At 62.2% G+C, this 22681-nt stretch carries 22 protein-coding genes; 15 read left to right on the top strand and 7 right to left on the bottom strand.

Features of this window, described 5'->3' with window-relative positions; all coding sequences use genetic code 11:
• Window position 1 precedes the first annotated feature (1 nt).
• The 10 genes from ACP148_RS14700 (at window position 2) to ACP148_RS14655 (ending at window position 9606) form a co-directional block, all read left to right on the top strand.
• Complete coding sequence (locus tag ACP148_RS14700; protein ID WP_421951958.1) at window positions 2-868, top strand: carbohydrate ABC transporter permease; 867 nt, start codon at window positions 2-4, stop codon at window positions 866-868.
• 270 nt (window positions 869-1138) lie between these two features.
• Window positions 1139-1969 (top strand): carbohydrate ABC transporter permease, encoded by an 831-nt coding sequence (locus ACP148_RS14695; RefSeq protein ID WP_421951957.1) that lies wholly within the window; start codon window positions 1139-1141, stop codon window positions 1967-1969.
• Window positions 1970-1983: 14 nt separating this feature from the next.
• Window positions 1984-2982 (top strand): ABC transporter ATP-binding protein, encoded by a 999-nt coding sequence (locus ACP148_RS14690; protein ID WP_421951956.1) that lies wholly within the window; start codon window positions 1984-1986, stop codon window positions 2980-2982.
• Between the two features lie 42 nt (window positions 2983-3024).
• The gene (locus ACP148_RS14685; RefSeq protein WP_421951955.1) at window positions 3025-4500 is read left to right on the top strand and encodes a mannitol dehydrogenase family protein; all 1476 of its coding nucleotides are present in this window, start codon (window positions 3025-3027) and stop codon (window positions 4498-4500) included.
• On the top strand, window positions 4500-5216 hold the full coding sequence (locus tag ACP148_RS14680; protein WP_421951954.1) for an HAD family hydrolase: 717 nt from the start codon (window positions 4500-4502) through the stop codon (window positions 5214-5216). Before ACP148_RS14685 ends, ACP148_RS14680 begins: the two co-directional genes overlap by 1 nt.
• 8 nt (window positions 5217-5224) lie before the next feature.
• Window positions 5225-6805, top strand: coding sequence for an FGGY-family carbohydrate kinase (locus ACP148_RS14675; protein ID WP_421951953.1), 1581 nt, complete (start codon window positions 5225-5227; stop codon window positions 6803-6805).
• A 281-nt stretch (window positions 6806-7086) separates the two neighbouring features.
• Window positions 7087-7551: a hypothetical protein gene (locus ACP148_RS14670; protein ID WP_421951952.1), complete on the top strand. Its 465-nt coding sequence runs from the start codon at window positions 7087-7089 to the stop codon at window positions 7549-7551.
• On the top strand, window positions 7551-7778 hold the full coding sequence (locus ACP148_RS14665; RefSeq protein ID WP_421951951.1) for a helix-turn-helix transcriptional regulator: 228 nt from the start codon (window positions 7551-7553) through the stop codon (window positions 7776-7778). The genes ACP148_RS14670 and ACP148_RS14665 overlap by 1 nt, the downstream gene beginning before the upstream one ends.
• Window positions 7775-8788 carry an NAD(P)-dependent alcohol dehydrogenase gene (locus tag ACP148_RS14660; RefSeq protein ID WP_421951950.1) on the top strand — a complete coding sequence of 338 codons (1014 nt, stop codon included), beginning with the start codon at window positions 7775-7777 and terminating at the stop codon, window positions 8786-8788. The genes ACP148_RS14665 and ACP148_RS14660 overlap by 4 nt, the downstream gene beginning before the upstream one ends.
• Before the next feature lie 257 nt (window positions 8789-9045).
• Window positions 9046-9606 (top strand): dienelactone hydrolase family protein, encoded by a 561-nt coding sequence (locus tag ACP148_RS14655; RefSeq protein WP_421951949.1) that lies wholly within the window; start codon window positions 9046-9048, stop codon window positions 9604-9606.
• 293 nt (window positions 9607-9899) lie between these two features.
• Here the strand turns inward: ACP148_RS14655 and ACP148_RS14650 are convergent, their stop codons facing one another.
• From ACP148_RS14650 to ACP148_RS14625, 6 genes are all read right to left on the bottom strand, one after another.
• A complete protein-coding gene (locus tag ACP148_RS14650) occupies window positions 9900-10916 on the bottom strand; it encodes an ABC transporter ATP-binding protein (RefSeq protein ID WP_421951948.1) in 1017 nt (338 codons plus the stop codon).
• Between the two features lie 160 nt (window positions 10917-11076).
• A complete protein-coding gene (locus ACP148_RS14645; protein ID WP_421951947.1) occupies window positions 11077-12132 on the bottom strand; it encodes a Gfo/Idh/MocA family protein in 1056 nt (351 codons plus the stop codon).
• Window positions 12129-12968 (bottom strand): carbohydrate ABC transporter permease, encoded by an 840-nt coding sequence (locus tag ACP148_RS14640; protein ID WP_421951946.1) that lies wholly within the window; start codon window positions 12966-12968, stop codon window positions 12129-12131. The genes ACP148_RS14645 and ACP148_RS14640 overlap by 4 nt, the downstream gene beginning before the upstream one ends.
• Entirely contained in the window at window positions 12968-13903 is a 936-nt protein-coding gene (locus tag ACP148_RS14635; RefSeq protein WP_421951945.1) for a carbohydrate ABC transporter permease, read from the bottom strand. The genes ACP148_RS14640 and ACP148_RS14635 overlap by 1 nt, the downstream gene beginning before the upstream one ends.
• 79 nt (window positions 13904-13982) lie before the next feature.
• A complete protein-coding gene (locus ACP148_RS14630; protein WP_421951944.1) occupies window positions 13983-15251 on the bottom strand; it encodes an ABC transporter substrate-binding protein in 1269 nt (422 codons plus the stop codon).
• A 69-nt stretch (window positions 15252-15320) separates the two neighbouring features.
• Complete coding sequence (locus ACP148_RS14625) at window positions 15321-16223, bottom strand: N-acetylmuramic acid 6-phosphate etherase (RefSeq protein WP_421951943.1); 903 nt, start codon at window positions 16221-16223, stop codon at window positions 15321-15323.
• 278 nt (window positions 16224-16501) lie between these two features.
• Between ACP148_RS14625 and ACP148_RS14620 the strand changes: the two genes are divergently transcribed.
• The 3 genes from ACP148_RS14620 to nagA are packed head-to-tail and all read left to right on the top strand — an operon-like array spanning window position 16502 to window position 19444.
• Window positions 16502-17260 (top strand): GntR family transcriptional regulator, encoded by a 759-nt coding sequence (locus ACP148_RS14620; protein WP_421951942.1) that lies wholly within the window; start codon window positions 16502-16504, stop codon window positions 17258-17260.
• 4 nt (window positions 17261-17264) lie between these two features.
• The gene (locus ACP148_RS14615; protein ID WP_421952190.1) at window positions 17265-18296 is read left to right on the top strand and encodes an SIS domain-containing protein; all 1032 of its coding nucleotides are present in this window, start codon (window positions 17265-17267) and stop codon (window positions 18294-18296) included.
• Complete coding sequence (gene nagA / locus ACP148_RS14610) at window positions 18293-19444, top strand: N-acetylglucosamine-6-phosphate deacetylase (protein ID WP_421951941.1); 1152 nt, start codon at window positions 18293-18295, stop codon at window positions 19442-19444. Before ACP148_RS14615 ends, nagA begins: the two co-directional genes overlap by 4 nt.
• Before the next feature lie 169 nt (window positions 19445-19613).
• Here nagA and ACP148_RS14605 read toward each other — a convergent pair whose 3' ends face one another.
• Window positions 19614-20051, bottom strand: coding sequence for an RrF2 family transcriptional regulator (locus ACP148_RS14605; RefSeq protein WP_421952189.1), 438 nt, complete (start codon window positions 20049-20051; stop codon window positions 19614-19616).
• A gap of 127 nt (window positions 20052-20178) precedes the next feature.
• Between ACP148_RS14605 and ACP148_RS14600 the strand changes: the two genes are divergently transcribed.
• Entirely contained in the window at window positions 20179-20526 is a 348-nt protein-coding gene (locus tag ACP148_RS14600) for a VOC family protein (protein WP_421951940.1), read from the top strand.
• 541 nt (window positions 20527-21067) lie between these two features.
• On the top strand, window positions 21068-22645 hold the full coding sequence (locus ACP148_RS14595) for an ABC transporter substrate-binding protein (RefSeq protein WP_421951939.1): 1578 nt from the start codon (window positions 21068-21070) through the stop codon (window positions 22643-22645).
• Window positions 22646-22681: the final 36 nt, after the last annotated feature.

Genomic DNA, 22681 nt, shown 5'->3' with positions numbered 1-22681 from the left:
AATGGCAACAGCTCAAACCCAAACGGCGGCCCGGTTCATGATGGCCCCCTCGGTCATCGCGCTCCTGATCTGGATGATCGTGCCGCTTTCGATGACCGTCTGGTTCTCGTTCCAATGGTACACAGCCTTCCGCGCGCCCGAATTCACCGGCTTTGCCAACTACACCTATTTCTTCGCCAACCCCAACATCTGGACGGTGTTTTTGAACACCCTGATCCTTGTGGGCGGCGTTCTGCTCATCACCCTTGTCGGCGGCACCTTGCTGGCGCTGCTGCTCGATCAGCCCATGTTCGGGCAGGGCATCGTGCGCCTTCTGGTCATCGCTCCGTTCTTTGTCATGCCCACGGTGTCCGCGCTGGTGTGGAAGAACATGCTCATGCACCCGGTCAACGGGCTGTTCGCCTGGATCGCGCGAACCTTCGGGCTCCAGCCGGTCGATTGGTTCGCCCACGTGCCCCTGTTTTCGGTCATCATCATCGTCGCCTGGCAATGGCTGCCTTTTGCGACGCTGATCCTTTTGACCGCCCTGCAATCGCTCGATGAGGAACAGCGCGAGGCCGCCGGCATGGACGGCGCCGGTCCCCTGTCGCTGTTTTTCTACATCATCCTGCCCCATATGAGCCGCGCGCTCACCGTGGTCATGCTGATCCAGACCATCTTCCTGCTCTCGGTGTTCGCCGAAATCTTCGTCACCACCAATGGCGGACCGGGCGTCGCCACCACAAACCTGCCGTTCCTGATCTATCTCCAGGCCCAGTTCCAATACGATTTCGGTCTGGCCTCGGCCGGCGGCATCGTCGCCGTCATCCTCGCCAACATCGTCGCGATCTTCCTGCTTCGCGTCGTCGGCAAGAATCTGGAGGCTTAGAACCTGCCATGCTGGAATTGCAACATCTGCGCCGGAGCGTCTGCGGTCCAAGGCCGAGTAAGGACGCGAAGGCCGTATCGAAATACGGACGAGTGGCCTTGCGAAGGATTTGGGGCGCAGCCGCCCGGCCCTTCGGGTTGCCGTCCGTCGGTGCTCCGACGCCCAATCGGGCTTATGAGATGGCGGGCATCGCATGCGCCCGCTTGAACGCCGGACGCATCCGGCGGACGGCAACGCAGACGCCGCAATTCCAGCATGGCAGGTTCTAACATGGCACGCGCAATTTCCACTCAGAGAAAGCTCGGCTTCACGGTCTTTGCCTGGCTCATCGCCTTTGTGATCTTCTTTCCGATCCTCTGGACGTTCCTGACCAGCTTCAAGACCGAAGGCACCGCGATTGCGACCCCTCCGCAATTCCTGTTCTTTGAATGGACCACGGAAAACTACGCGACGGTCCTCGAACGCTCGAACTATTTCCGCTTTCTGGGCAATTCGATCATCACCGCTGTCGGCTCCACCCTTTTGGGGCTGGTCATCGCCATCCCCGCCGCCTGGGCCATGGCCTTTTCGCCCACAAGGCGCACCAAGGACATCCTGATGTGGATGTTATCGACCAAGATGCTGCCCGCCGTCGGCGTTCTGGTGCCCATCACCATGCTGTTTCGCATGCTGGGTCTCATCGATACCCATATCGGCCTGGTGCTGGTCCTCACCCTCATCAACCTGCCCATTATCGTGTGGATGCTGTTCACCTATTTCAAGGAAATCCCCGTCGATATCCTCGAAGCGGCCCGCATGGATGGCGCGTCCCTGCGTCAGGAGGTGATCTATGTGCTCACCCCCATGGCCATCCCCGGCATCGCGTCCACAATGCTGCTCAACATCATCCTGGCCTGGAATGAATCCTTCTGGACCATTGTCCTCACCACCACCCAGGCAACCCCGCTGCCCGCCTTCATCGCGGCCTATTCCTCACCCGAGGGCCTGTTCTGGGCCAAGCTTTCGGCAGCATCGATGATGGCGATTGCACCCATCCTCATCATGGGCTGGTTCAGCCAGAAACAATTGGTCCGCGGCCTCACATTCGGTGCCGTAAAGTAGGGAGAACTGGTCCCATGGGATCGATCACACTCAAAAACGTCCAAAAGAGCTTCGGCGGCGTCACCGTCATCCCCGACATTTCGCTCGATATCGAGGATGGCCAGTTCGTGGTCTTCGTCGGCCCGTCGGGCTGCGGGAAATCCACACTGCTGCGGCTGATCGCCGGGCTCGAGGACGTCACCTCCGGCCAGATCCTCATCGACGGCGTGGATATGTCAAAGGAAGCACCCGCCCAGCGCAAGCTCTCGATGGTGTTCCAGTCCTACGCGCTCTATCCCCATATGAGCGTGCGCGGCAACATCGCCTTTCCGCTCAAAATGGAAAAGGCGCCAAAGGAAAAGATCGACGCGGCGGTCGCCAACGCCGCCTCGATCCTCAACCTCACCGACTATCTCGATAGAAAGCCCCGCCAGCTTTCGGGCGGCCAGCGCCAGCGCGTCGCCATCGGCCGTGCCATCGTGCGCCAGCCCAAGGCCTTTCTGTTCGACGAACCGCTCTCCAACCTCGACGCCGCGTTGCGGGTCAACATGCGGCTCGAAATTTCCGACCTGCACCAGAAACTCAAGACCACAATGGTTTATGTCACCCACGATCAGGTCGAGGCCATGACCATGGCCGACAAGATCGTTGTGCTCAACGCCGGCCGGGTCGAACAATACGGCTCCCCGCTCGAGCTCTACACAAAGCCCGCCAACAAATTCGTCGCCGGCTTTATCGGATCTCCGAAGATGAATTTCATCGAAGGCGCCGAGGCGAAAAAATTCGACGCCCACACCATCGGCATCCGCCCCGAACACCTCGCCGTCTCAAAAGAGAGCGGCACCTGGTCGGGCGTGGTCAAGGTCTCCGAGCATTTGGGGTCCGACACCTTCTTTCACATCGATGTCGATGGCATCGGCACGCTCACCGCGCGCGCGGCTGGCGATGTGCCCTTCAAGCACGGCGAAACGGTCACCCTCTCCCCCCAGGACGGCCGCATCTACAAGTTCGACGCGTCGGGTAACGCTGCCTAGCGTCGGATTTTTATAGAACACCATTCGAGGATCAGCGGCATCATGAGTGTCAGACTAGCGGCAAACTCCCTCTCCTCATTGCCCGGTTCGGTCGCGGTGCCGCGCTATGGTCACTCGGATCTCGCGGCGGGGATCGTCCATTTCGGCGTTGGCAATTTCCATCGCGCCCACCAGGCCGTCTATCTCGATGATCTCTTCAATCTCGGGGAAGACCACGATTGGGGAATCGTGGGGGCTGGCGTGCGCGCCAACGATGCCGAAATGAAAAAGATCCTCGCCGCGCAGGATTATCTCTCCACAGTGGTCGAGCAGGAAGCCTCGGGCACGACCGCGCGCATCACCGCGCCCATGATCGACTTTCTCGATCCGGGCGATACGGCGGCGATCATTGCCAAACTCGCCGATCCCGCCATCCGCATCGTTTCGCTCACCATCACCGAGGGCGGCTATTATCTCGATGCGGCGGGCGCCTTTAACCCCGCCCATCCCGATATCGTTGCCGACGCCGCCAGTCCCGAAGCCCCGCGCACCGTTTTTGGTCTCATCCTGGCCGGCCTCAAAGCCCGTCGCGCCGCGACGGTCGAACCCTTCACCATCATGTGCTGCGACAACATCCCCCACAACGGCAAGGTGACCCTGAACGCGGTGGCCGGGCTTGCAGATCTGTTCGATAGCGAAATGGCCGATTGGGTCCGCCGCTCGGTCGCCTTTCCCAACGCCATGGTCGACCGCATCACCCCGGCCACCTCCGACCGCGAACGGGCCATGGTCTCGGACGAATACGGCATCGCCGACGCATGGCCGGTGTTTTGCGAAACCTTCAGGCAATGGGTGCTTGAGGACAATTTCCCCTCCGGCCGCCCCGCGCTCGAAAAGGTCGGCGTCACCTTCGTTAGTGACGTTTCCCCCTGGGAGCTGATGAAGATCCGCATTTTGAACGGCGGCCACGCCGCCATCGCCTATCCTGCCGCGCTCATGGACATCCACTTCGTCCACGAAGCCATGGAACACCCGCTGGTCGCCGCCTATCTCGAAAAGCTCACCCGCGACGAGATAATCCCCGTCGTCCCCCCGGTGCCCGATACCGGCCTCGACGATTATCGCCGCCTGATCGCCGGACGCTTCGCCAATCCAAGGATCGGCGACACCATTCAGCGCCTGTGCCTGGACGGCTCCAACCGCCAGCCCAAATTCATCCTGCCCTCGGTCGAAGATCGTCTCAAATCGGGCTCCCCGGTCACCGGCCTCGCTCTGGTCTCGGCCTTCTGGTGCCGCTATTGCTACGGGGTCACCGATTCCGGCACCCCCATCGCGCCCAACGATCCGAACTGGGACCGCCTGCAAGCCGCCGCCATCCGCGCCAAGGACAACCCGAAGGCCTTTCTGGAGATGAAGGACATTTTCGGCACCGCCGCCGAACATCCCGCCTATGTCGCCGCCTTCACCAACGCGCTCGCCACGATCTGGGAATTTGGCGCCCGCGACACTCTCACCCGCTATATCCAGGGCAAGCTTTGATGGAGGTCGCGCCAGCCCGCCGATCAGAAGCGACCCGACCGGCGCTGGTCATTTTCGATTGCGACGGCGTCCTCGTTGATTCCGAACCCATCGCCATCGAGGTGCTTGTCGAAACCGTCGCCGCGCTTGGCGTCCACATTCCCACCGACATTGCCTATCGCGATTTCCTCGGCCGCACGCTCAAGACGGTCTCGGCCTGCCTTGCCACCGACCATGGCGTCACCATGGATGCCACGGCGCTCGAAGACATGCGCCAGCGCCTCTACGCCCGCTACAAAAGCGCGCTCAGGCCCATGCCCGGCATAGCCACCGTGCTCAACGCGCTCGACATCCCCGCCTGCGTCGCCTCGTCCAGCGTTTATGAGCGCATCGAAATCAGCCTCAAACTGACCGGGCTTTACGACCGCTTCGCCCCAAACATCTATTCGGCCACCATGGTCAAGCGCGGCAAACCGGCGCCCGACCTGTTTCTGTTCGCCGCTGAAAAGATGGGCGTCGCCCCCGCCGATTGCGTGGTCATCGAAGACAGCCCCGCAGGCGTCATGGCGGCGCAGGCCGCGGGCATGGCGGTCATCGCATTCATAGGCGGCAGCCATATCGGCCCCGCCGGTCTCAAACCGCAACTGGCCGCGCTTGGCCCCGATGCCATGATCGACGATTTGCACAATCTGCCCAATTGTTTAAGGTCGCTCCCGGTAAGAAGCTCGCGCGCCTAGAGGATTAAATGACCGCCCTTCTGGTTGCCGTCGATGTGGGAACGACCAGCGCAAGGGCCGGTATCGTCACCGCGCAAGGCGACATTCTGGGCCGCGCCGAAGCGCCCATCGAAATCCGCCGCGAAGGGGCCATCCGCGCCGAACACCGCTCGGAAAATATCTGGTCGGCCGTGTGCACCGCCGTCCGCGACGCCCTCGCCACGGCCAATGCCGATCCGGCCTCGGTCCGGGCCATCGCTTTTGCCGCCACATGCTCTCTTGTCGTTCTGGGCCGGGACGGCACCCCGCTCCCCGTCGGCCCCGACGGCGAGGAGGGGTGGGATACCATCGTCTGGCTCGATCACCGCGCCATGGCCGAAACCAGCGAGATCAACGCCACCGGTCATAAGGTCCTGCAATTTTCCGGCGGCGCCCTCAGCCCGGAAATGGAAATCCCCAAACTCCTCTGGCTCAAGCGCAACCTGCCCGCCATCTGGCAGAAAACCGGCTACATGTTCGACCTCGCCGATTTCCTTGCCTGGAAATCGTGCGGCACGCTCGAGCGTTCCCAATCAACCCTCACCAGCAAATGGAGCTATTTTGCTCACGAGCCCGATGGTTGGCCCACCGACTTTCACGCCGCCATCGGCCTTGACGATCTGCTCGCCCGCGCCAGCCCGCCGCGCACCGCGTCCCCCATCGGCGCCCCGCTCGGAACCCTGACCGCAAAGGCGGCGCGCGAGCTTGGGCTGCCCCCTTCGGTCGTTGTGGGCACCGGAATGGTCGATGCCCATGCCGGTGCCTTGGGCGTTTTGGGCATGTATGCCGACGATCCCCTCGGCATCGACCGGCATCTGGGCCTGGTCGCCGGCACCTCGAGCGCCGTCACCGCCCTTGCCAGGGATCCTCGCCCGACCCCCGGATTGTGGGGCCCTTACCACGGCGCGGTGCTCCCCGGTTTCTGGCTCACCGAGGGCGGCCAGTCCGCCTCGGGCGCCGCGCTCGATTACATAATCCGCGTCCACGCTTCGGGCGCCGCGCCCACTCCCATCATGCACGCCGAAATCATCAACCGCATCAAGCGCCTGCGCGAGACCGACCCCGATCTCGCCCCGCGCCTTCACATCCTCCCCGATTTCCACGGCAACCGCTCCCCCTTCGCCAATCCCGCCGCGCTCGGGGTCATTTCCGGCATGAGCCTGGATTCCTCGTTCGATGGCCTTTGCAAGCTCTATTGGCGCGCCGCCGTCGCCATCGCGCTCGGCGTGCGCCATATCCTCGAGACCCTCAACGCCACCGGCTATGCCATCGATACGCTTCACGTCACCGGCGGCCACACCCGCAATCCGCTGCTGATGGAACTCTATGCCGACGCCACCGGCTGCACCATCCACGAGCTCCCCGACGCCGACGCCATGATCCTTGGCACCGCCATGGCCGCTGCCACCGCCGCCGGCCTTTACCCCCACCTCACCGCCGCCGCCCACGCCATGCGCCACACCTCCGTCACCCGCACCCCAAGCCCCACCCGCAAGGCGCGCTACGACGCCGACTACGCCGTCTTCCTGAAAATGCACGCCCACCGGCGCGAGATTGAAGCGATGTTGTGAGAGGGAGACCTGACCTCATCCGCGCCGATCGCTTCCCCGGCGAAAGCCGGGGCCCAGCAGCCCAAGCCGAGGCACCAACGGCTGACGCAACTCTCATGAACCCCGGCTTTCGCCAGTAAAGCGCAGGAGGAAAGGCGATGTCCGTGTAGACTTAACTGCTCCAGCGGGGATCGGGACCGAATTCAGGGTGCCAAAAATGCATGTCAGTATGTTAAAAATAATTGACACAACGACAAAAACATCGCACATAACGCCAACAATATCTTCCATTGGGGCGTGTGATGAGCTTTCGGGAAAAGACCGCATGGATCGCCGTGGTGACCACCCTGGTCATCTGGACGGTCTATTTCTGGCAGGTGGGCGTCGCGGTGTTGTCCGGCACGCTCGATGGCGATGCAATCTTCTGGCTGTTCGTCTGGTGCTTTGGCATTTCCATCGCCATCATGCTGCCGACAAACATCGTCGCCGCGATTCTCGCCCGCCAGAACATGGACGCCCCGCCCGATGAGCGCGAACGCGAGATCGATGCCAGGGCCAACCGGGCTGGCCTGATCCTGCTTGAAATCCTCATGGTCGGCATCATCCTTTCGAGCGGCCTCGTCACCGATTTCGCCCGCCAGGCCTATGAAAGCGATCCAGCCGGCGCGACGGCGATCATCCTGATAAACCTTACGCTTTTCGCCCTGGCGTTCTCGGGGTTGGTCCGCGAGATCATCCAGATCGTCCATTTCCGGATGCTCGACTGATGGCCCGTCCCCCGATCACCAACCAGATCCGCCGCCTGCGTTTCGAGCACAACGAAATGACCCAGCAGGAACTGGCCGACGCCATCGGCATGACCCGTCAGACCGTCGCATCGATCGAACACAACAAATATTCCCCATCCCTGGAAGCGGCCTTCCGCATCGCCGAAACCTTCGGCGTGCCCATTGGCGAGGTGTTTTTCTGGAAGGCGGAGGAGAACCAAAAATGACAATCCCCACCACCATGAAAGCCGCCATCGTCACCGCTTATGGCGGACCTCAAGTGGTGGAAATCCAGTCCCGCCCAACCCCCATCCCGCGCGACGATCAGGTGCTCGTCAAGACAATCGCCACCACTGTCAATTCCGGCGATGCCCGCATGCGCGCCCTCGATGCGCCGGCCGGCATGAAAACCCTCATGCGCCTCGCCATCGGCATCACCCGGCCGCGCCAGCCGATCTTCGGCACCGAAATCGCCGGAACCATCGTCGCCATCGGCCCGAAGGTCTCGCGCTTTTCCATCGGCGACCATGTCATCGCCTTCCCCGACACCGGGCTCAAATGCCATGCGCAATATGTCGCCGTCTCCGAACGCAAATCCATAGTCCCAAAGCCCGAAAACCTCTCGTTCGACGAGGCCGCCGGCCTGTGTTTCGGCGGCACCGCGGCGCTCCACTTCCTGCGCAAGGCTGGCATCAAACCGGGCGAGCATGTCCTCGTCATCGGCGCATCCGGCGCCGTCGGTTCGGCCATGGTGCAACTGGCAGGCCATTTCGGCGCAACGGTCACCGCAGTCGCCAGCGCCGCCAATGCAGATCTGGCCCGCGGGCTTGGCGCTAACGCCTTCATCGACTACGCGATCACCGATTATACAGCCGTCTCGTCGGCCTATGATGTGATCGCCGATACTGTCGGTGCAACCGATTTCCGGCGCTGCCTGAATGCGCTTAAGCCGGGTGGCCGCTATCTGGGTATTGCCGGGGGGATCGGTGACATGCTGGCCCGCCCCAAAAACGGCAAGCGCCCCATCGCCGGCATGGCCGCACAGCGCCCCGAGGACGTCGCTTTTCTCGCCGGCCTGGCGGCAAAAGGCGCGTACCGGGTCGTCGTCGACCAGACCTTCGCCTTCGCCGATATCACCAGCGCCCACGCCCGCGTCGACAGCAAACACAAGCGCGGCAGCGTCGTCGTGCGCGTGGACGACTGGAGCGCGTCCAGCAAAAGCATGTCCTCGACCTGATCGGGGATGGCAACGGTTTTGCGGTTCGGACACGCCACAAAACAAAGGTTTAGAGACAAGGATTTGATTCAATCAAATCCTGAACGGCTCTAGCCGCGGCTTGACAGAACAAAATAAGAACCTCATGCTGGCTAGAGCGCTTCCAGGATAAGTGGGCACCACTTATCCGGTTCGGAAGCGCGACAAAACAAAGACTTAGAGCAATTTAAGCGATTCGAAGAAGCGCTGAAATGCTCTAGAACCAGAGGAGGTGCACCATGGCTCACATCGTTCTGTTTCATTCCATCCTTGGCCTGCGTCCCGCCGAAGGCGAAATCGCCGCCGTTTTCGAGGCCGATGGACATACCGTCAGCCTGCCCGATCTTTACGGCGGCAAGTCGGCTGACGATTACGACGCCGGTTTCGCGATCAAGCGCGAGATAAGCGACGAGGAGATTTCTGCGCGCGCCACCGCAGCGCTCGAAAGCGTCCCTGAAGATGCCGTGCTCTCGGGCGTGTCCTTTGGCACAATGATGGCCAGCCGCTTCGCCGCCCAACGCCCACAGACTGCCGGCCTTCTGTTCTTTGCGGGCGTCGCTCCCTGGTTTGCCCAGCCGCGCGCCGGACTGCCCGTTTCCGCTCACGTCGCCAAGCCCGATCCGTTCGATGACGAGGATTATTTCACCGACTGGCTGAAAACGTCAGGTAATGCCGATATCGCCCTGCACCGCTACGAGGGCGCCGGTCATTATTTCCTCGACCCCAGCCTAACCGACTACAACGAAGCCGCCGCCAAACTCTGCCTCGACCGCTCGCGCGAATTTTTAAAGTCGCTATAAAGCTGGGCCCTCTCCACCACCGTCATCCCGGGCGAAGCACCGGGATCCAGTACCCGCCAGCGCAGGCGGTATTCGTCGGGCCGGCACCATAACGCCATGCACAAAAGCGGCGATCGGGCTCTACCGTTCCCCTTCGTCATCTTCGGGCTTGACCCGAAGATCCGCACCGCCGCTCCACCCCCAACGGAAATGGCGTTGGCGCAGTCCTTGTCTCAAACCCCAGCGCCGCCCACCCACCATAGTCATCCCGGCCTTGAGCCGGGACCCAGTAACCCCAGCGCGCGTGTTCGCCGTCAGGCCGACACGCCCACCCGCACCGTCTTGCCCGCCTCATCGAACAGATGCCGCTTGGCTTTGTCGAATGTCACGAACACCTTCGAGCCCGGCGCGAAATAGTGTTCCCCGAACAGCCGCGCGGTCAAAAGCCCGGCCTTTTCGTTGCGCAGATACAAATTGGTATCGGCCCCGAGCTGTTCGATATGGATCACCTCGCAGCCCAGATCGCCGGACGTCTCGGAAACGCTCATATGCTCGGGCCGGATGCCGACGGTCTTTGCCGATGTTTCCCCAAGCGCCGCGCCATCGAGAAAGTTCATCTGCGGCGAGCCGATGAAGCCGGCAACGAACATGTTGGCCGGCCTGTTATAAAGCTCCATAGGCGTGCCGATCTGCTCGATCCGCCCCGCATTCATCACAACGATCTTGTCGGCCAGCGTCATGGCCTCCACCTGATCGTGCGTCACATAGACCATGGTGGCCGAAAGCTCACGATGCAGCCGGGCGATTTCGAGCCTTGTGTTGACCCGCAGCGCCGCGTCCAGGTTGGACAGCGGCTCATCGAACAGGAACAGTTTCGGCTTGCGCACCACGGCCCGCCCGATGGCCACCCGCTGGCGCTGTCCGCCCGACAATTCGGCCGGCCGCCGTTCTAGCAGCGGATCGAGCCCCAGCATCTTGCTGGCCACGCCCACCCGATCCTCGATTTCCGATTTCGCCGCGCCTTCCTGTTTCATGGCGAGGCTCATATTGCCCTTCACCGTCAAATGCGGATAGAGCGCATAGGACTGGAACACCATGGCGATCCCGCGCTTGGCGGGCGGGGTAGCGTTGACCACATTGCCGTCGATCTTGACCGTCCCCGCGCTCGCGTCTTCCAGCCCGGCGATGATCCTGAGCAATGTCGATTTCCCGCAGCCCGACGGCCCCACGAAAATCACGAACTCGCCTTCCTCGACCGAAAGATCGATCCCGTGCAGAACGTCGGTGGACCCGAAGGTCTTCTTGATGCCGGAGAGTTCCAGAGCGGTCATAGGTGTTGTCCTTGGATCGAAACATTCAAATAAGGGCGCATGCCGCCACACTCTCCGCTGATCGGCAGTGCGGCTGCCCGGTCCACCAGCCCGGCACCCTCCCCTTGACGGGGAGGGCTGGGGAGGGGTGTCGCCCCACGCTCCAACCTCAACGGCCCCATCACAAATCCACCGGCTTTCCGGTCCTTATCGATTCATCGGCGGCAATACAGATGCGCAGCGATTGGATCGCATCGCTCATATGCCGGCCCAGATCGATATCCTCGGTGATCGCCCGATAGACGTAATCCTGCTCGCGCGCACACAGCGCGTCGTGCCCCGGTTCGCCCTCCATCGATAACATCTCGTCCTCATGGACGAACTCTCCATCGCCGCCCAGATCGGCGCGGTGAATGCGGATGCGGTCGGTCTTTGTGTGGGTCTCGTGATCGGACGATTTCGCGCCCTCGTCCATGACGATCGATACAGAGCCTTTGGGCGTCATGATGTCTTTGACGAAAAACGCGGTTTCCGAAATCATCGGGCCCCAGGCCGCCTCGTACCAGCCCACAGACCCGTCGTCGAACATCACCTGCAAATGCCCGTAATTGTACATGTCGGGCGCAATCTCGTCGGTCAGCCGCACGCCCATGCCGCGCACCTGCACCGGCTTGGCGTCGGCGATCTGGCACATCACGTCAACATAATGCACCCCGCAATCAACGATCGGGGAGGTGGTTTCCATCAGCGTCTTGTGCGTGCGCCAGAACCGCCCCGCCGATTGCTGGTTGAGATTCATGCGAAACACATACGGCCCGCCCAATGCCCGCGCCTCGGCGATCAGCCGCACCCATGAGGGGTGGTGGCGCAAGATGTAGCCGACCACCAGTTTTTTCCCCAGCCGCGTCGCGGTCTCAACAACCCGTGTCGCATCGGCCACACTGGTCGCCAGCGGCTTTTCGATAAACACATGCGCCCCCGCTTCCATCGCCGCTATGGCATAATCCGCATGGCTGTCCGAATAGGTGTTGATCGAACAAAGGTCCGGCTTTGTCGCCCCCAGCGCCTCGTGAAAATCGCTCCAGTGCGGATAATGCCCGAGCCCTTCGGGAACGGAATCCTTGCTGCGCGTCACGACGCCCACGATCTCGTATCCGGGATGGTTGTGATAGGCCATGGCATGGGCCCGGCCCATATTGCCCAGTCCGGCAACGAGCACGCGTATGGGTTGGCTCATTTGACGGCTCCCGAAGTAATGCCGCGGATCAATTGCCGCGAGAAGATGAGATAGAGAACCAGAACCGGAACGATGGCCAGGGTCAGCGCCGCCAGCACCGCGTTCCAATTGGTCACGAACTGCCCGATGAACACCTGCGCTCCCAGCGTCACGGTCTTTGTCGCCTCGGCCGGCGCCAGGATCAGCGGAAACCACAGATCGTTCCAGATCGGGATCATCGTAAACACCGCCACCGTCGCCATCGCCGGCCGCACCAGCGGCAATACCAGCGTGAAAAAGATCCGGTATTCGGAAAGCCCGTCCACCCGCCCGGCATTTTTGAGATCGGCGGAAACCGTGCGCATGAATTCGGAAAGTATGAAGACCGCCAGCGGCAGCCCCTGCGCGGTGTAAACAAGGATCAGCGCAGTGTGGGTGTTGACCAGGCCCGTCGCCACCATGATCTGCAGGATCGCCACCGTCCCCAGCCTTATGGGGATCATGATCCCCAGCGCCAGATAGAGCGCCATCAGCGGATTGCCCTTGAACCGGTATTCGGAAAGCGCGAACGCCGCCATGGCGCCAAACAGCAGCACGCAGAACAGCGACGCCACCGTCACGATCAAAGAGTTCTGAAAGTAGAGCAGGAAATTGCCCTGGCTGGTCACCGTCTCGAACCCGATCAGCGAAAAGCTCTCGGGGCCGGGCAGGGCCAAGGGATCGGAAAAGATCGCCCGCCGGTCCTTGAAAGCGTTGATGACGATCACGAACACCGGAAACAGCGCGATCAGCGTGTAGGCGATCAGCACCGCATGCGCGGCAAAGGTCCGGGGCAGGGAGGTGCGGGCCGTGTTCATCAGAACTGATACCTCCGAAGCCGCGTCTGGATGCCGAACAAATAGATCGAGACCCCAACAAGGATAATCAGGAACATCATCGTCGCGATCGCCGAGCCCATATTGGGATCACCGAGCTGAAGCTGGAACCCAAAGAAGGTGCGATAGAGCAGCGTGCCAAGGATGTCGGTCGAAAAATTCGGCCCCGCCTGCGCGCCTTGACTGACATAGATCAGATCGAAGGCGTTGAAATTGCCCACAAACGTCAGGATCGAAATGATCCCGATGGTCGGCAGGATCAGCGGAAGCTGGATCTTGAAGAACTGTTTTGCCCCCGTCACTCCGTCGATTTCAGCCGCCTCGATCACCTCGTCGGGGATCGAGAGCAGCGCCGCATAGATCAGCATCATGGGAATGCCCACGAACTGCCAGACCGAAACCAGCGCCAGCGTGGTCAGCGCCGCGCCTTCCTGGCCCAGCCAGGGCGCAAAAAGGCTCCGCAACCCGATGGCGTCGAGCATGTTGGGCGCAATCCCCCACAGCGGCGACAGGATCAGCTTCCAGACGAACCCCACGATCACAAAGGACAGGATGGTGGGGATAAAGATCGCCGTGCGATAAAACCCCCGCAGCCGCAGATTGGGATTGGACAGGATCGCCGCCAGCAGCACCCCGATGGGGTTCTGCACGATCATGTGGATGACAAAGAACCAGAAATTGTTGGCCAGCGCGTTCCAGAAGCTCTGCGCCCAGCGCGGATCGAAAAACAGCGTAGCGAAATTGCCCAGCCCCACAAAGGCGCGCTCGCCCTCCACCGTATTGAACAGTGACTGAAACAGCGTCGAAAACAGCGGGATAATCATGATGGCGGTGTAGACCAGCACCGCCGGCGCCAGGAACACCGCGATATGCCAGCGCCGCGCGGGTTTGGACACTGTGTCGCGATCCACCGCCATGATGATTTTCCCCTCGGAAATTCAAGGGATCGGGCGACGGTGCCGCCCGATCCGGTTTAAAATCGATGGTCTGGTTCGATCAGTCGAACATGCCCGGCGTGTACCAGCTTTCGAGCCCGGACTGGATCGCCGCCGCGGCGTCTTCCGGCGTCTCGGTGCCGGCCAGAACGTTCGACGCATGCAGCCAGTTGTCGTTTTCCAGGTTCGGAGTGCCCCGCGACAGGATCGCGTAGGTCGGGCGGATGGTCGATTCACAGGTCTCGCGCCAGGAAACGAACTCGTTGGCAAGCTCGTTCTCGATGGTCACCGGATCGCTCGAGAGCCCGAAAAAGCCCGGAAGCGCGTTGGCGTAAAGGCTGGCGAACTCGGCCGAAGCGACCCAGTTGAGGAAGGTGCGGGCTTCCTCGGGATGCTCGGTCGCTGCGTTCATGCCGATCCCGATATCGTTGTGATCGGAGATATAGCAGGTATCCCCTTCAGCCGGCACCGGCGGCGGGAAGGCACCCAGTTCGAAATCTGCCTGTTCTTCGAACAGCGCGATTTCCCACGATCCGGCCGGGAAGATCGCCGCGCGGCCAAGCGTGAACAGGTTCTGGGAGTCCGGATAGGTCTGGGCCAGATAGCCGTCGCCTGCATATTCGCCCCAGCGGGCCAGGACCCGCAGCGGCTCGGTCCACTCTTCGTCGGTGAATTTGGCGTCGCCCGAAATCAGCGCCAGGCGGCCTTCTTCACCGGCCCAATAGGCCGGGCCGATATTGTGGTAGCCCATAGAGGCCGATTCCCACTGGTCCACAGCGCCGATGGCCAGCGGAATATAGGTCCCGTCTTCCTTGATGGCGTCGAGAACCGCGAAGAATTCTTCCTCGGTTGTGGGCTCTTCCAGCCCCAGTTCGGCAAAGGCGTCGGCATTATAGATAAAGCCGTGGATCACCGAAGCCATGGGCACGCAGAACGGGGTCGAGCCATCGTCGGTGTTCCATGCCGATTTGGCGACGTCCGAGAAATTGGCGATGCCTTCGAGATCGTCGAGCGGGGCCAGATAGCCCGCCTCGAACAGCGCCAGCGAGGCGTCGAACGGACGGCAGGTGATCAGATCGCCCGCCGAGCCCGCATCGAGCTTGGCATTGAGCGCCGCGTTGTATTCGGTCGGCGCCGTGGGGGCGAAATTGAGCTTGATGCCCGGATTGGCCGCTTCGAAGGCCGGGATCAGGGTGTTCTGCCAGATGGTCAGATCGTCATTGCGCCAGCTTTCGATGGTCAGCGTCACGTCCTGGGCCAGCAACGGCGTTGCGGTCAGGGCGAGAACGAACCCCGCGCTTGTGCATAACAGTCTCGATTTCGAGATCATGATGGTTCCTCTCTTTGTTGAACCCGTCCGGAAATCCTCCGGGCGGGCGTTCCCTCGTCGTGCAAGGTTTTATGGGCGGCCCATAAGGGCCAGTGCCTTGCGTACGACACCGCCCGATTGCGCGAGAAACTCTCGCGCCTCGGACAGATTTTTAGCGCCCGCCGCCAGAACGATGGCGGGCTTTACCTCGTTGCGGGCCATTTCCATCGCCCTTGCCGCATCCTCGGGGCCAACCCCGGCGATGCGCGCCACGATCCCCGTGGCCCTTAAAATCAGCTTGTCGTTGTCGGCGGTCACATTGACCATGAAATTGTCGTGCACATGCCCCATCCGCACCCCGATAAGGGTCGAGAGCATATTGAGCGCAGCCTTCTGCGCCGTCCCCGCCGCCATCCGCGTCGAGCCGGAAATCACCTCGGCCCCGCTCGCCAGAAGGATCGGCACGTCGGCTTCGGCCAGCAGCGGCGCGCCGCCATTTCCGGCAATCCCCACAGTCCGGGCGCCCGCTGCCTTTGCCGCCCGCAATGCCGCAACCGTATAGCGGGTCGTCCCGCTCGCCGAAATGCAGACAGCGCAATCCTTGGGCCCGATACCCAGCGCCTTGAGATCGGCTTCGCCCTGCGCTCCATCGTCTTCCGGTCCGCCGAGCAACTCCTGCGTCATCGCAAGACCGCCCGCCATGACGATAACGATCCTGTCGCGCGCAATGCCATAGGTCTGGGGAATTTCCAGCGCATCGGTTAGCGCGATCAACCCCGGACTCCCCGCGCCCACATAGATCAGCCGCCCGCCCGCCTGCAGCGCTTGAGCGCCCAGGGCGGCGGCTTTGGCGATCTCGGGAATGGCCGTTGTGACGGCATCGAGGCCGCGTTTCTGGCCATCGAGCAGGGCGGAAAGAATGGCGGCATCGCCCCAGCCGTCGAGCCCGGCATAGCGCGGATCGGCGTGTTCGGTGGCAACGAGCGCGCTCATCGCCAACCCTGCGCGCTCTGTCCGATCAGCATGTCGCCCCTTCGTGGCATGCACAATCCTCCTGTTCCCTCGATAATGCCAAAAAAATACCACTTGTCCAGTGGGGTGTTACGAAATTGTCTTGAAGGCCACCCTGTGGGGCACCAATCCGCCCGCCATTCGGGCGTTTCGCGACTTTTTACGAAATTTCCGATCTGCCAGCTTGGCCAATGGTCTATTATTGGTATTATACCCGCAAAGAGAGGTGCCCGGCGTTGCGCCGGACGAGGAGCGGTCCGATGAGTGCCACCATCGAGGACATTTTCAGAAAGACGGCCGGGGCTCCCAGCGGCGGCCCGCTCTATATGCGCCTGCGGCGCTCCATCGAGGACGCTGTCAAGTCCGGCCTCATCAATCCCGGCGATGCGCTGCCCTCCGAACGCGACATCGCCGCCACCGCCGAGATTTCCCGCGTCACCGTCCGCAAGGCCGTCCGGCACCTGGTGGCCGATGGCATCCTGATCCAGCGTCACGGGTCTGGCACCTTCGTCGCGCCCACCGTCCAGCGGGTCGAACAATCGCTCTCCAGCCTCACCTCGTTTACCGAGGACATGGCGCGCCGGGGCATGACGCTCAGTTCCCAATGGCTTGATCGCGGCCTTTACGATCCCTCCAACGAGGAAACAGTCATTTTGGGCCTTGGCGCCGGCGAAAAGGTCGCCCGCATCGCCCGCCTGCGCGCCGCCAATGGCAATCCTCTCGCCATCGAGCGCGCGTCCCTTTCCGCCTCGGTCCTGCCCGACCCCGATGCCATCGAAAATTCGCTCTATGCCAAGCTCGACGAGACCGGCAACCGCCCGGTGCGCGCCATCCAGCGCATAGCGGCGGTCAATCTGGGGAAAAACGATGCCGAACTGCTCGATGTCGCCCCCGGTGCCGCCAGCCTGCGCATCGAGCGCACCTCCTATCTCGCTTCGGGCCGGATCGTTGAATTCACCCGCTCCATCTATCGCGGCGATGCCTATGATTTCGTCGCCGAACTGCGCCTTCAGACTTAAAGGATTGCTTGTGCCCCAGACCCATATGAAGCGTGAAATCGCCGAAATCCCCGCCGCCGTGGCCCGCCTGCTCGGCGAGGGCCGCCCGGCGCTCGATGCGGCGGCCAAAGCGCTTGCCGCTGCCGACCCGCGCCTCATCATAACCATCGCCCGCGGCTCGTCCGATCACGCGGCGAGCTATTTCAAATACGCCTGCGAACTTGCGACCGGCACGCCCGTCGCATCCGTTGGCCCCTCGATCGCTTCGATCTATGGCGTCGATCTCAAGCTCGACCGCGCCGCCGCCATCGGTATTTCCCAATCGGGCAAAAGCCCCGATATCGTCTCCATGCTGCAAAGCGCTTCGCGCTCGGGCGCGACCGCCATCGCCATCACCAACACGCCTGCTTCCCCTCTGGCCGAGGCGTCCCATCACGTCATCGATATCTGCGCCGGCGAGGAGCAATCGGTGGCCGCCACCAAGACCTTCGTGACCTCCGCGGTGGCCGGTCTGGCCCTCGTTGCCGGCTGGACGGGCGACAAATCGCTGATCGGTGCGCTCGATGCTCTCCCCGACGCGCTCGAAAATGCGCTCTCCTGTGACTGGTCGCCCCTTGTCCAAGCCACCGCCAACGCCAATTCGCTCTATGTGCTCGGCCGGGGCCCCGGCGCCGCAATCGCCCATGAAGCGGCGCTCAAATTCAAGGAAACCTCGGGCCTGCATGCCGAGGCCTATTCCACAGCCGAAGTGCTGCACGGCCCCGCTGCCATCGTCCAGAAGGGGTTCCCCGTCCTTGCGCTCAGCGCCGACGACAAGGCGCGGTCCTCGATCCTTGAAACCTGCGCCCGGCTGGCCGGGCAGGGTGGTTCGGTTTTCGTCACCGATCCCCAGCCCGCCGCCGGCGTCGCGCTGCCGGTCGCCCGCACCGGCCATCCGCTGACCGATCCCATCGCGCTGGTCGTCTCGTTCTACGGCTTTATCGAAGCGCTGGCCCGCCATCGCGGCTTCAATCCCGACGAGCCCCCGCATCTGCGCAAGGTAACCTCGACCCTATGACCACGCTTTCGATTTCGGCACCGAAAATCTTTGACGGCCACACCTGGCATGAAGGCCGGGCGGTTCTGGTGGAAGACGGGCGCGTCAAATCCATCCTCCACCCCGATGACCACCCCCGCCAAGCCGTCGAAATCGATCTCGGCCACGGCATGCTGGTCCCCGGTTTCGTCGATCTTCAGGTCAATGGCGCTGGCGGCGTGCTGTTCAATGAGGACCGCTCAATTGCCGGTTTGGCCCGACTGTGCGCGGCAAACTTCCAGTTCGGCACCACAGCGCTCCTGCCCACCCTGGTCACCGACACGCCCGATGTCACCCGGCAGGCCCTCGATGCCGGCGCCGCTGCCCATGCCGAAAAAGTCCCCGGTTTTATCGGCCTGCACATCGAAGGCCCCCACCTTTCGGTCGCCCGCAAGGGCGCCCACAATCCCGAATATGTCCGTCCCATGGACGAGGCCGACCTGCTCGCGCTCATTAACGCCCGCCAGGCCATGCCCGCGCTTCTGACAACTGTTGCCGTGGAGTCCGTGGGCCCCGACCAGATCGCCCGGCTCGCCCAGGCGGGCGTCACGGTTTCCGTTGGACACTCCGATACCGGCATTGCCGGAGCGGTGGTGGCGTTCAAGGCGGGTGCAACCATGGTCACCCACCTGTTCAACGCCATGAGCCAGCTCGGCAACCGCGAACCGGGCCTTGTCGGCGCCGCGCTCGCCAACGGCGTGTGGGCCGGCCTGATCGCCGACGGCATTCACGTCGATCCCGCCGCCATCGCCATTGCGCTCCGCGCCAAGACCGGACCGGGAAAAATCTTCCTCGTCACCGACGCCATGTCGCCAATGGGCACGGACATGAAAGGCTTTACGCTCAACGGCCGAGACATCGTCCGCGCCGAGGGCGCCCTGCGGTTGCCCGATGGCACGCTGGCCGGTGCCGATCTGACAATGATCGACGCGGTTGCCTACATGCACAAAACCATCGGCCTGGGTCTCGATGAAGTCCTGCGCATGGCCTCGCTCTACCCCGCCCAGGCCATCGGCCTCGCCGACACGATCGGGCATCTGGGCTCGGGCACCGCGGCATCAATGGTGCACCTGTCAGACGATCTGGCTGTGGAAGGCGTCTGGGTCGAAGGCGATAAGGTTTTTGGCTGAAGCAGTTAAGGTCTGACCCCAGCCGTTCGCTATCCCTGATCTTCGCTTCCCCGGCGAAAGCCGGGGCCCAGCAGCACCGCCCGAAGCGCCAAGGCCGAAGGCAACGCACATAGACCCCGGCTTTCGCCGGGGAAGCGAAGGCAAGGATGCCGCATAAAACTTGCGTGCCTTAGCTGGCCTTTTCCAGCAAATCCACTTCCCCGATGGCGTCGGCCAGCGTCGTGCGGTCGAGCACGGCGCGCGTTGCGTCGGTGACCTTGGCGAAAACGTGCCGGATTTCGCAATCGTCCTCGCTGCGGCAGTCGATGCACCGCCGATAGGCGATTTTCGAGAGGCACGGCAGGGGCGCGATCGGCCCGTCGATGATGCGCAGCACCTCCCCGAAGCTGATCTCGCCGGGGGCCTTGAGCAGCAGATATCCGCCCGCCTTGCCGCGCTTGGACATCACGATGCCGTTGCGCTTGAGTTCAAGCAGGATCTGTTCGAGGAATTTTTTCGGAATGTCCTGCCCGGTGGCGATTTCCGAGATCATCAGGCTTTCGCCCTCGCCGGCGCGCGTCAGCGCCACAAGGGCGCGCAGGGCGTAGCGGGCTTTTTGCGATATCATCGACACGAGAGGCAGGCGCTCCTCATAAAAGGCGATTATGTCATAATTGGCCTTGCCCTCGGGCGCAACCTCTTGACCTTTGCCTGCTTAGGTATCCCAATGGCGCCAGATGGCGGGGAGGCTGGAAATGGCGCAGGCGACGGGCATAGGCGGAGTGTTTTTTCGCTCAGGCGATACCGAGGCGCTGGCCAGATGGTACGAAACCCATCTTGGCGTCCCCGGTTTCTGGGAGCAGGAGGCCGGCATGACGGTCTTTGCCCCCTTCCGGCGCGAGACCGATTATTTCCCGCCCGACAAGCAGTGGATGATCAATTTCCGCGTCGACGATCTTACGACGCTGATGGCCGATCTCAAAAAGGCCGGCATCGCCGTCGAGACCCGTGCCGAATGGGACACCCCCGAAACCGGCCGCTTCGCCCGCATCCACGATCCCGAAGGCAACCCCATCGAATTGTGGGAGCCACCGGCAGGCTGATTTGCATTCAGTTCGCTGCCCGCTCTTGTTCTTGCCAGGTCGGACGGAATCGCTGGCAAAAAGCGCCGGTAACCGTCGCGCCAAACGCCATCCGGCAGTCCGTACAAAAATTTTTTTGCCAATATTATCAGTGGATAGTACCAGCAAGTACGCCGGAATGGCCCGGAATTTGGCCGGTTTTTGACCGGATAGTCAAAAAAGGACAGCATATCTGACGTAAACGCCCCCCACATACCCATTGCGCGATCAAAAAAAAGACGCTTTGTTGCGGCTTCGGCGCGCAATGCTCCGGGGCCGATCCCCGCGCGTTGCTGGCCCCAAGTCGCAGGGAGGGATCGTCATGCAAAAAAAGATAACCCCTGCACATCGATCAACAGAAAGAGCTTAATCGTCTGACCGTGCCGTTTCGACATATTCGACCCCCAAGTCAGTATTTCGTTCCGGCCGTTGAGGCGGGGGCGTTTTCTGGATGATGGCTTCCGCCATCGGCGCCCGGCAACGGCGCCGATGGCGGGTAATTTTTCAAGGGGATTAACTCGATATGCGAAACACGCTCTCCGGCATTGCGGCGGCTCTTTTTGCTTCCACCATGCTCGTTGGCGCGGCCAGCGCCGAAACGCTGCGCTGGGCCCGTCAGTCCGATGCTCTCACGCTTGATCCGCACTCGCAGAACCAGGGCGTGACGCACACCTTCAATCACCACATCTACGAGACGCTTCTCGACCGCGATGTGGAGGGCAATCTTCAGGCGCGCCTGGCGACCGATTGGTACGTCAAGGAAGGCGACGAGACCGTTTGGGTCTTCGAGCTGCGCGAGGGCGTGACCTTCCATGGCGGCGAAGAGTTCACCGCCGAGGACGTCGTGTTCTCCATCGAGCGCGCCAAGTCCGACAATTCAAACATGCGTCAGCTCCATGCCGACGTCGAGAGCGTCACAGCGGTCGACGACTACACAGTCGAATTCCAGATGGCCGGGCCTTCCCCGCTCTATCCCAACAACGTCACCAACACCTTCATCATGGACAAGGGCTGGTCTGAAGCAAACGACCTCCAGGAAGTCCAGGATTTCGCGGCCGGCGAGGAAAACTTCGCGGTGCGCAACACCAACGGCACCGGCCCCTACGTTCTCGCCGAACGTGACCCCGACGTCCGCTCGGTCCTCACGGTCAACGAAAACTGGTGGGGCGAGGCTCCCTCGGTCACCGAGATCATCTACACCCCGATCGCCGATAACGCCACCCGCGTCGCGGCGCTCCTTTCGGGCGAAGTCGACCTGGTTCAGGACGTTCCCGTTCAGGATATCGAGCGCCTCGCGGGTACCTCTGGCATCAAGGTCGAAACCGGCCCTGAAAACCGTACGATCTATTTCGGCTACGCCATGGATGACGAGCCGCTCATCAGCTCCAACATCACCGACGAAAACCCCTTCGCCAACCCGCTGGTCCGTGAGGCCATGGAGCTTGTGGTGGACCGCGAGGCCATCCGTCAGGTCGTCATGCGCGGCCAGTCGATCCCCACTTGCGTCAACATGCCTCCGTTCGTGAACGGCTGGACCGAAGAACTCGATGCCTGCCCCGCGGTCGACGTCGAGCGCGCCCGGGAACTGATGGCCGAAGCCGGTTATCCCGATGGCTTCTCGGTCACTCTCGATACCCCCAATGATCGCTACGTCAACGACGAAGCCATCTCCCAGGCTGTCGTGGGCATGCTGGGCCAGATCGGCATCGACGTGACCCTGGCCTCTCGTCCGGTCGCTCAGCATTCGCCGCTGATCCTGACCAACGAGACCGATTTCTATCTCCTGGGCTGGGGCGTTCCCACCTTTGACTCCGCCTACATCTTCAACGATCTGGTTCACACCAAGGGCGATGAATACGGCACCTACAACATCGGGCTTTATTCCAACCCCGAAGTCGATGAGATGATCGAATCCCTGGGCACCATGACCGATCTCGACGCCCGCAATGGCGTGGTCGCCGATATCTGGGAGCAGGTTCAGCAAGACCGGGTGTTCCTCACCGTTCACGTTCAGGTTCTGGCCTACGCCATGCGCGATGACATGACCCTCGCCGTCCATCCGGAAAACCAGCCTTCCATGACATCGGTCGCCTTCGAGTAAGACGGTTGTTCTGACACGGCGCCGCGCCACGACTTT

This window comes from Pelagibacterium sp. (assembly GCF_965249125.1).
Taxonomy (GTDB): domain Bacteria; phylum Pseudomonadota; class Alphaproteobacteria; order Rhizobiales; family Devosiaceae; genus Pelagibacterium.
Note: the sequence above shows the minus strand (reverse complement) of the source record. Positions and strands in the feature narration are given on the sequence as shown.

Coding starts and splice junctions, on each gene's coding strand:
- ACP148_RS14700 (WP_421951958.1), top strand. CDS start 2: ATGGCAACAGCTCAAACCCAAACGGCGGCCCGGTTCATGATGGCCCCC.
- ACP148_RS14695 (WP_421951957.1), top strand. CDS start 1,139: ATGGCACGCGCAATTTCCACTCAGAGAAAGCTCGGCTTCACGGTCTTT.
- ACP148_RS14690 (WP_421951956.1), top strand. CDS start 1,984: ATGGGATCGATCACACTCAAAAACGTCCAAAAGAGCTTCGGCGGCGTC.
- ACP148_RS14685 (WP_421951955.1), top strand. CDS start 3,025: ATGAGTGTCAGACTAGCGGCAAACTCCCTCTCCTCATTGCCCGGTTCG.
- ACP148_RS14680 (WP_421951954.1), top strand. CDS start 4,500: ATGGAGGTCGCGCCAGCCCGCCGATCAGAAGCGACCCGACCGGCGCTG.
- ACP148_RS14675 (WP_421951953.1), top strand. CDS start 5,225: ATGACCGCCCTTCTGGTTGCCGTCGATGTGGGAACGACCAGCGCAAGG.
- ACP148_RS14670 (WP_421951952.1), top strand. CDS start 7,087: ATGAGCTTTCGGGAAAAGACCGCATGGATCGCCGTGGTGACCACCCTG.
- ACP148_RS14665 (WP_421951951.1), top strand. CDS start 7,551: ATGGCCCGTCCCCCGATCACCAACCAGATCCGCCGCCTGCGTTTCGAG.
- ACP148_RS14660 (WP_421951950.1), top strand. CDS start 7,775: ATGACAATCCCCACCACCATGAAAGCCGCCATCGTCACCGCTTATGGC.
- ACP148_RS14655 (WP_421951949.1), top strand. CDS start 9,046: ATGGCTCACATCGTTCTGTTTCATTCCATCCTTGGCCTGCGTCCCGCC.
- ACP148_RS14650 (WP_421951948.1), bottom strand. CDS start 10,916: ATGACCGCTCTGGAACTCTCCGGCATCAAGAAGACCTTCGGGTCCACC.
- ACP148_RS14645 (WP_421951947.1), bottom strand. CDS start 12,132: ATGAGCCAACCCATACGCGTGCTCGTTGCCGGACTGGGCAATATGGGC.
- ACP148_RS14640 (WP_421951946.1), bottom strand. CDS start 12,968: ATGAACACGGCCCGCACCTCCCTGCCCCGGACCTTTGCCGCGCATGCG.
- ACP148_RS14635 (WP_421951945.1), bottom strand. CDS start 13,903: ATGGCGGTGGATCGCGACACAGTGTCCAAACCCGCGCGGCGCTGGCAT.
- ACP148_RS14630 (WP_421951944.1), bottom strand. CDS start 15,251: ATGATCTCGAAATCGAGACTGTTATGCACAAGCGCGGGGTTCGTTCTC.
- ACP148_RS14625 (WP_421951943.1), bottom strand. CDS start 16,223: ATGAGCGCGCTCGTTGCCACCGAACACGCCGATCCGCGCTATGCCGGG.
- ACP148_RS14620 (WP_421951942.1), top strand. CDS start 16,502: ATGAGTGCCACCATCGAGGACATTTTCAGAAAGACGGCCGGGGCTCCC.
- nagA (WP_421951941.1), top strand. CDS start 18,293: ATGACCACGCTTTCGATTTCGGCACCGAAAATCTTTGACGGCCACACC.
- ACP148_RS14605 (WP_421952189.1), bottom strand. CDS start 20,051: ATGATATCGCAAAAAGCCCGCTACGCCCTGCGCGCCCTTGTGGCGCTG.
- ACP148_RS14600 (WP_421951940.1), top strand. CDS start 20,179: ATGGCGCAGGCGACGGGCATAGGCGGAGTGTTTTTTCGCTCAGGCGAT.
- ACP148_RS14595 (WP_421951939.1), top strand. CDS start 21,068: ATGCGAAACACGCTCTCCGGCATTGCGGCGGCTCTTTTTGCTTCCACC.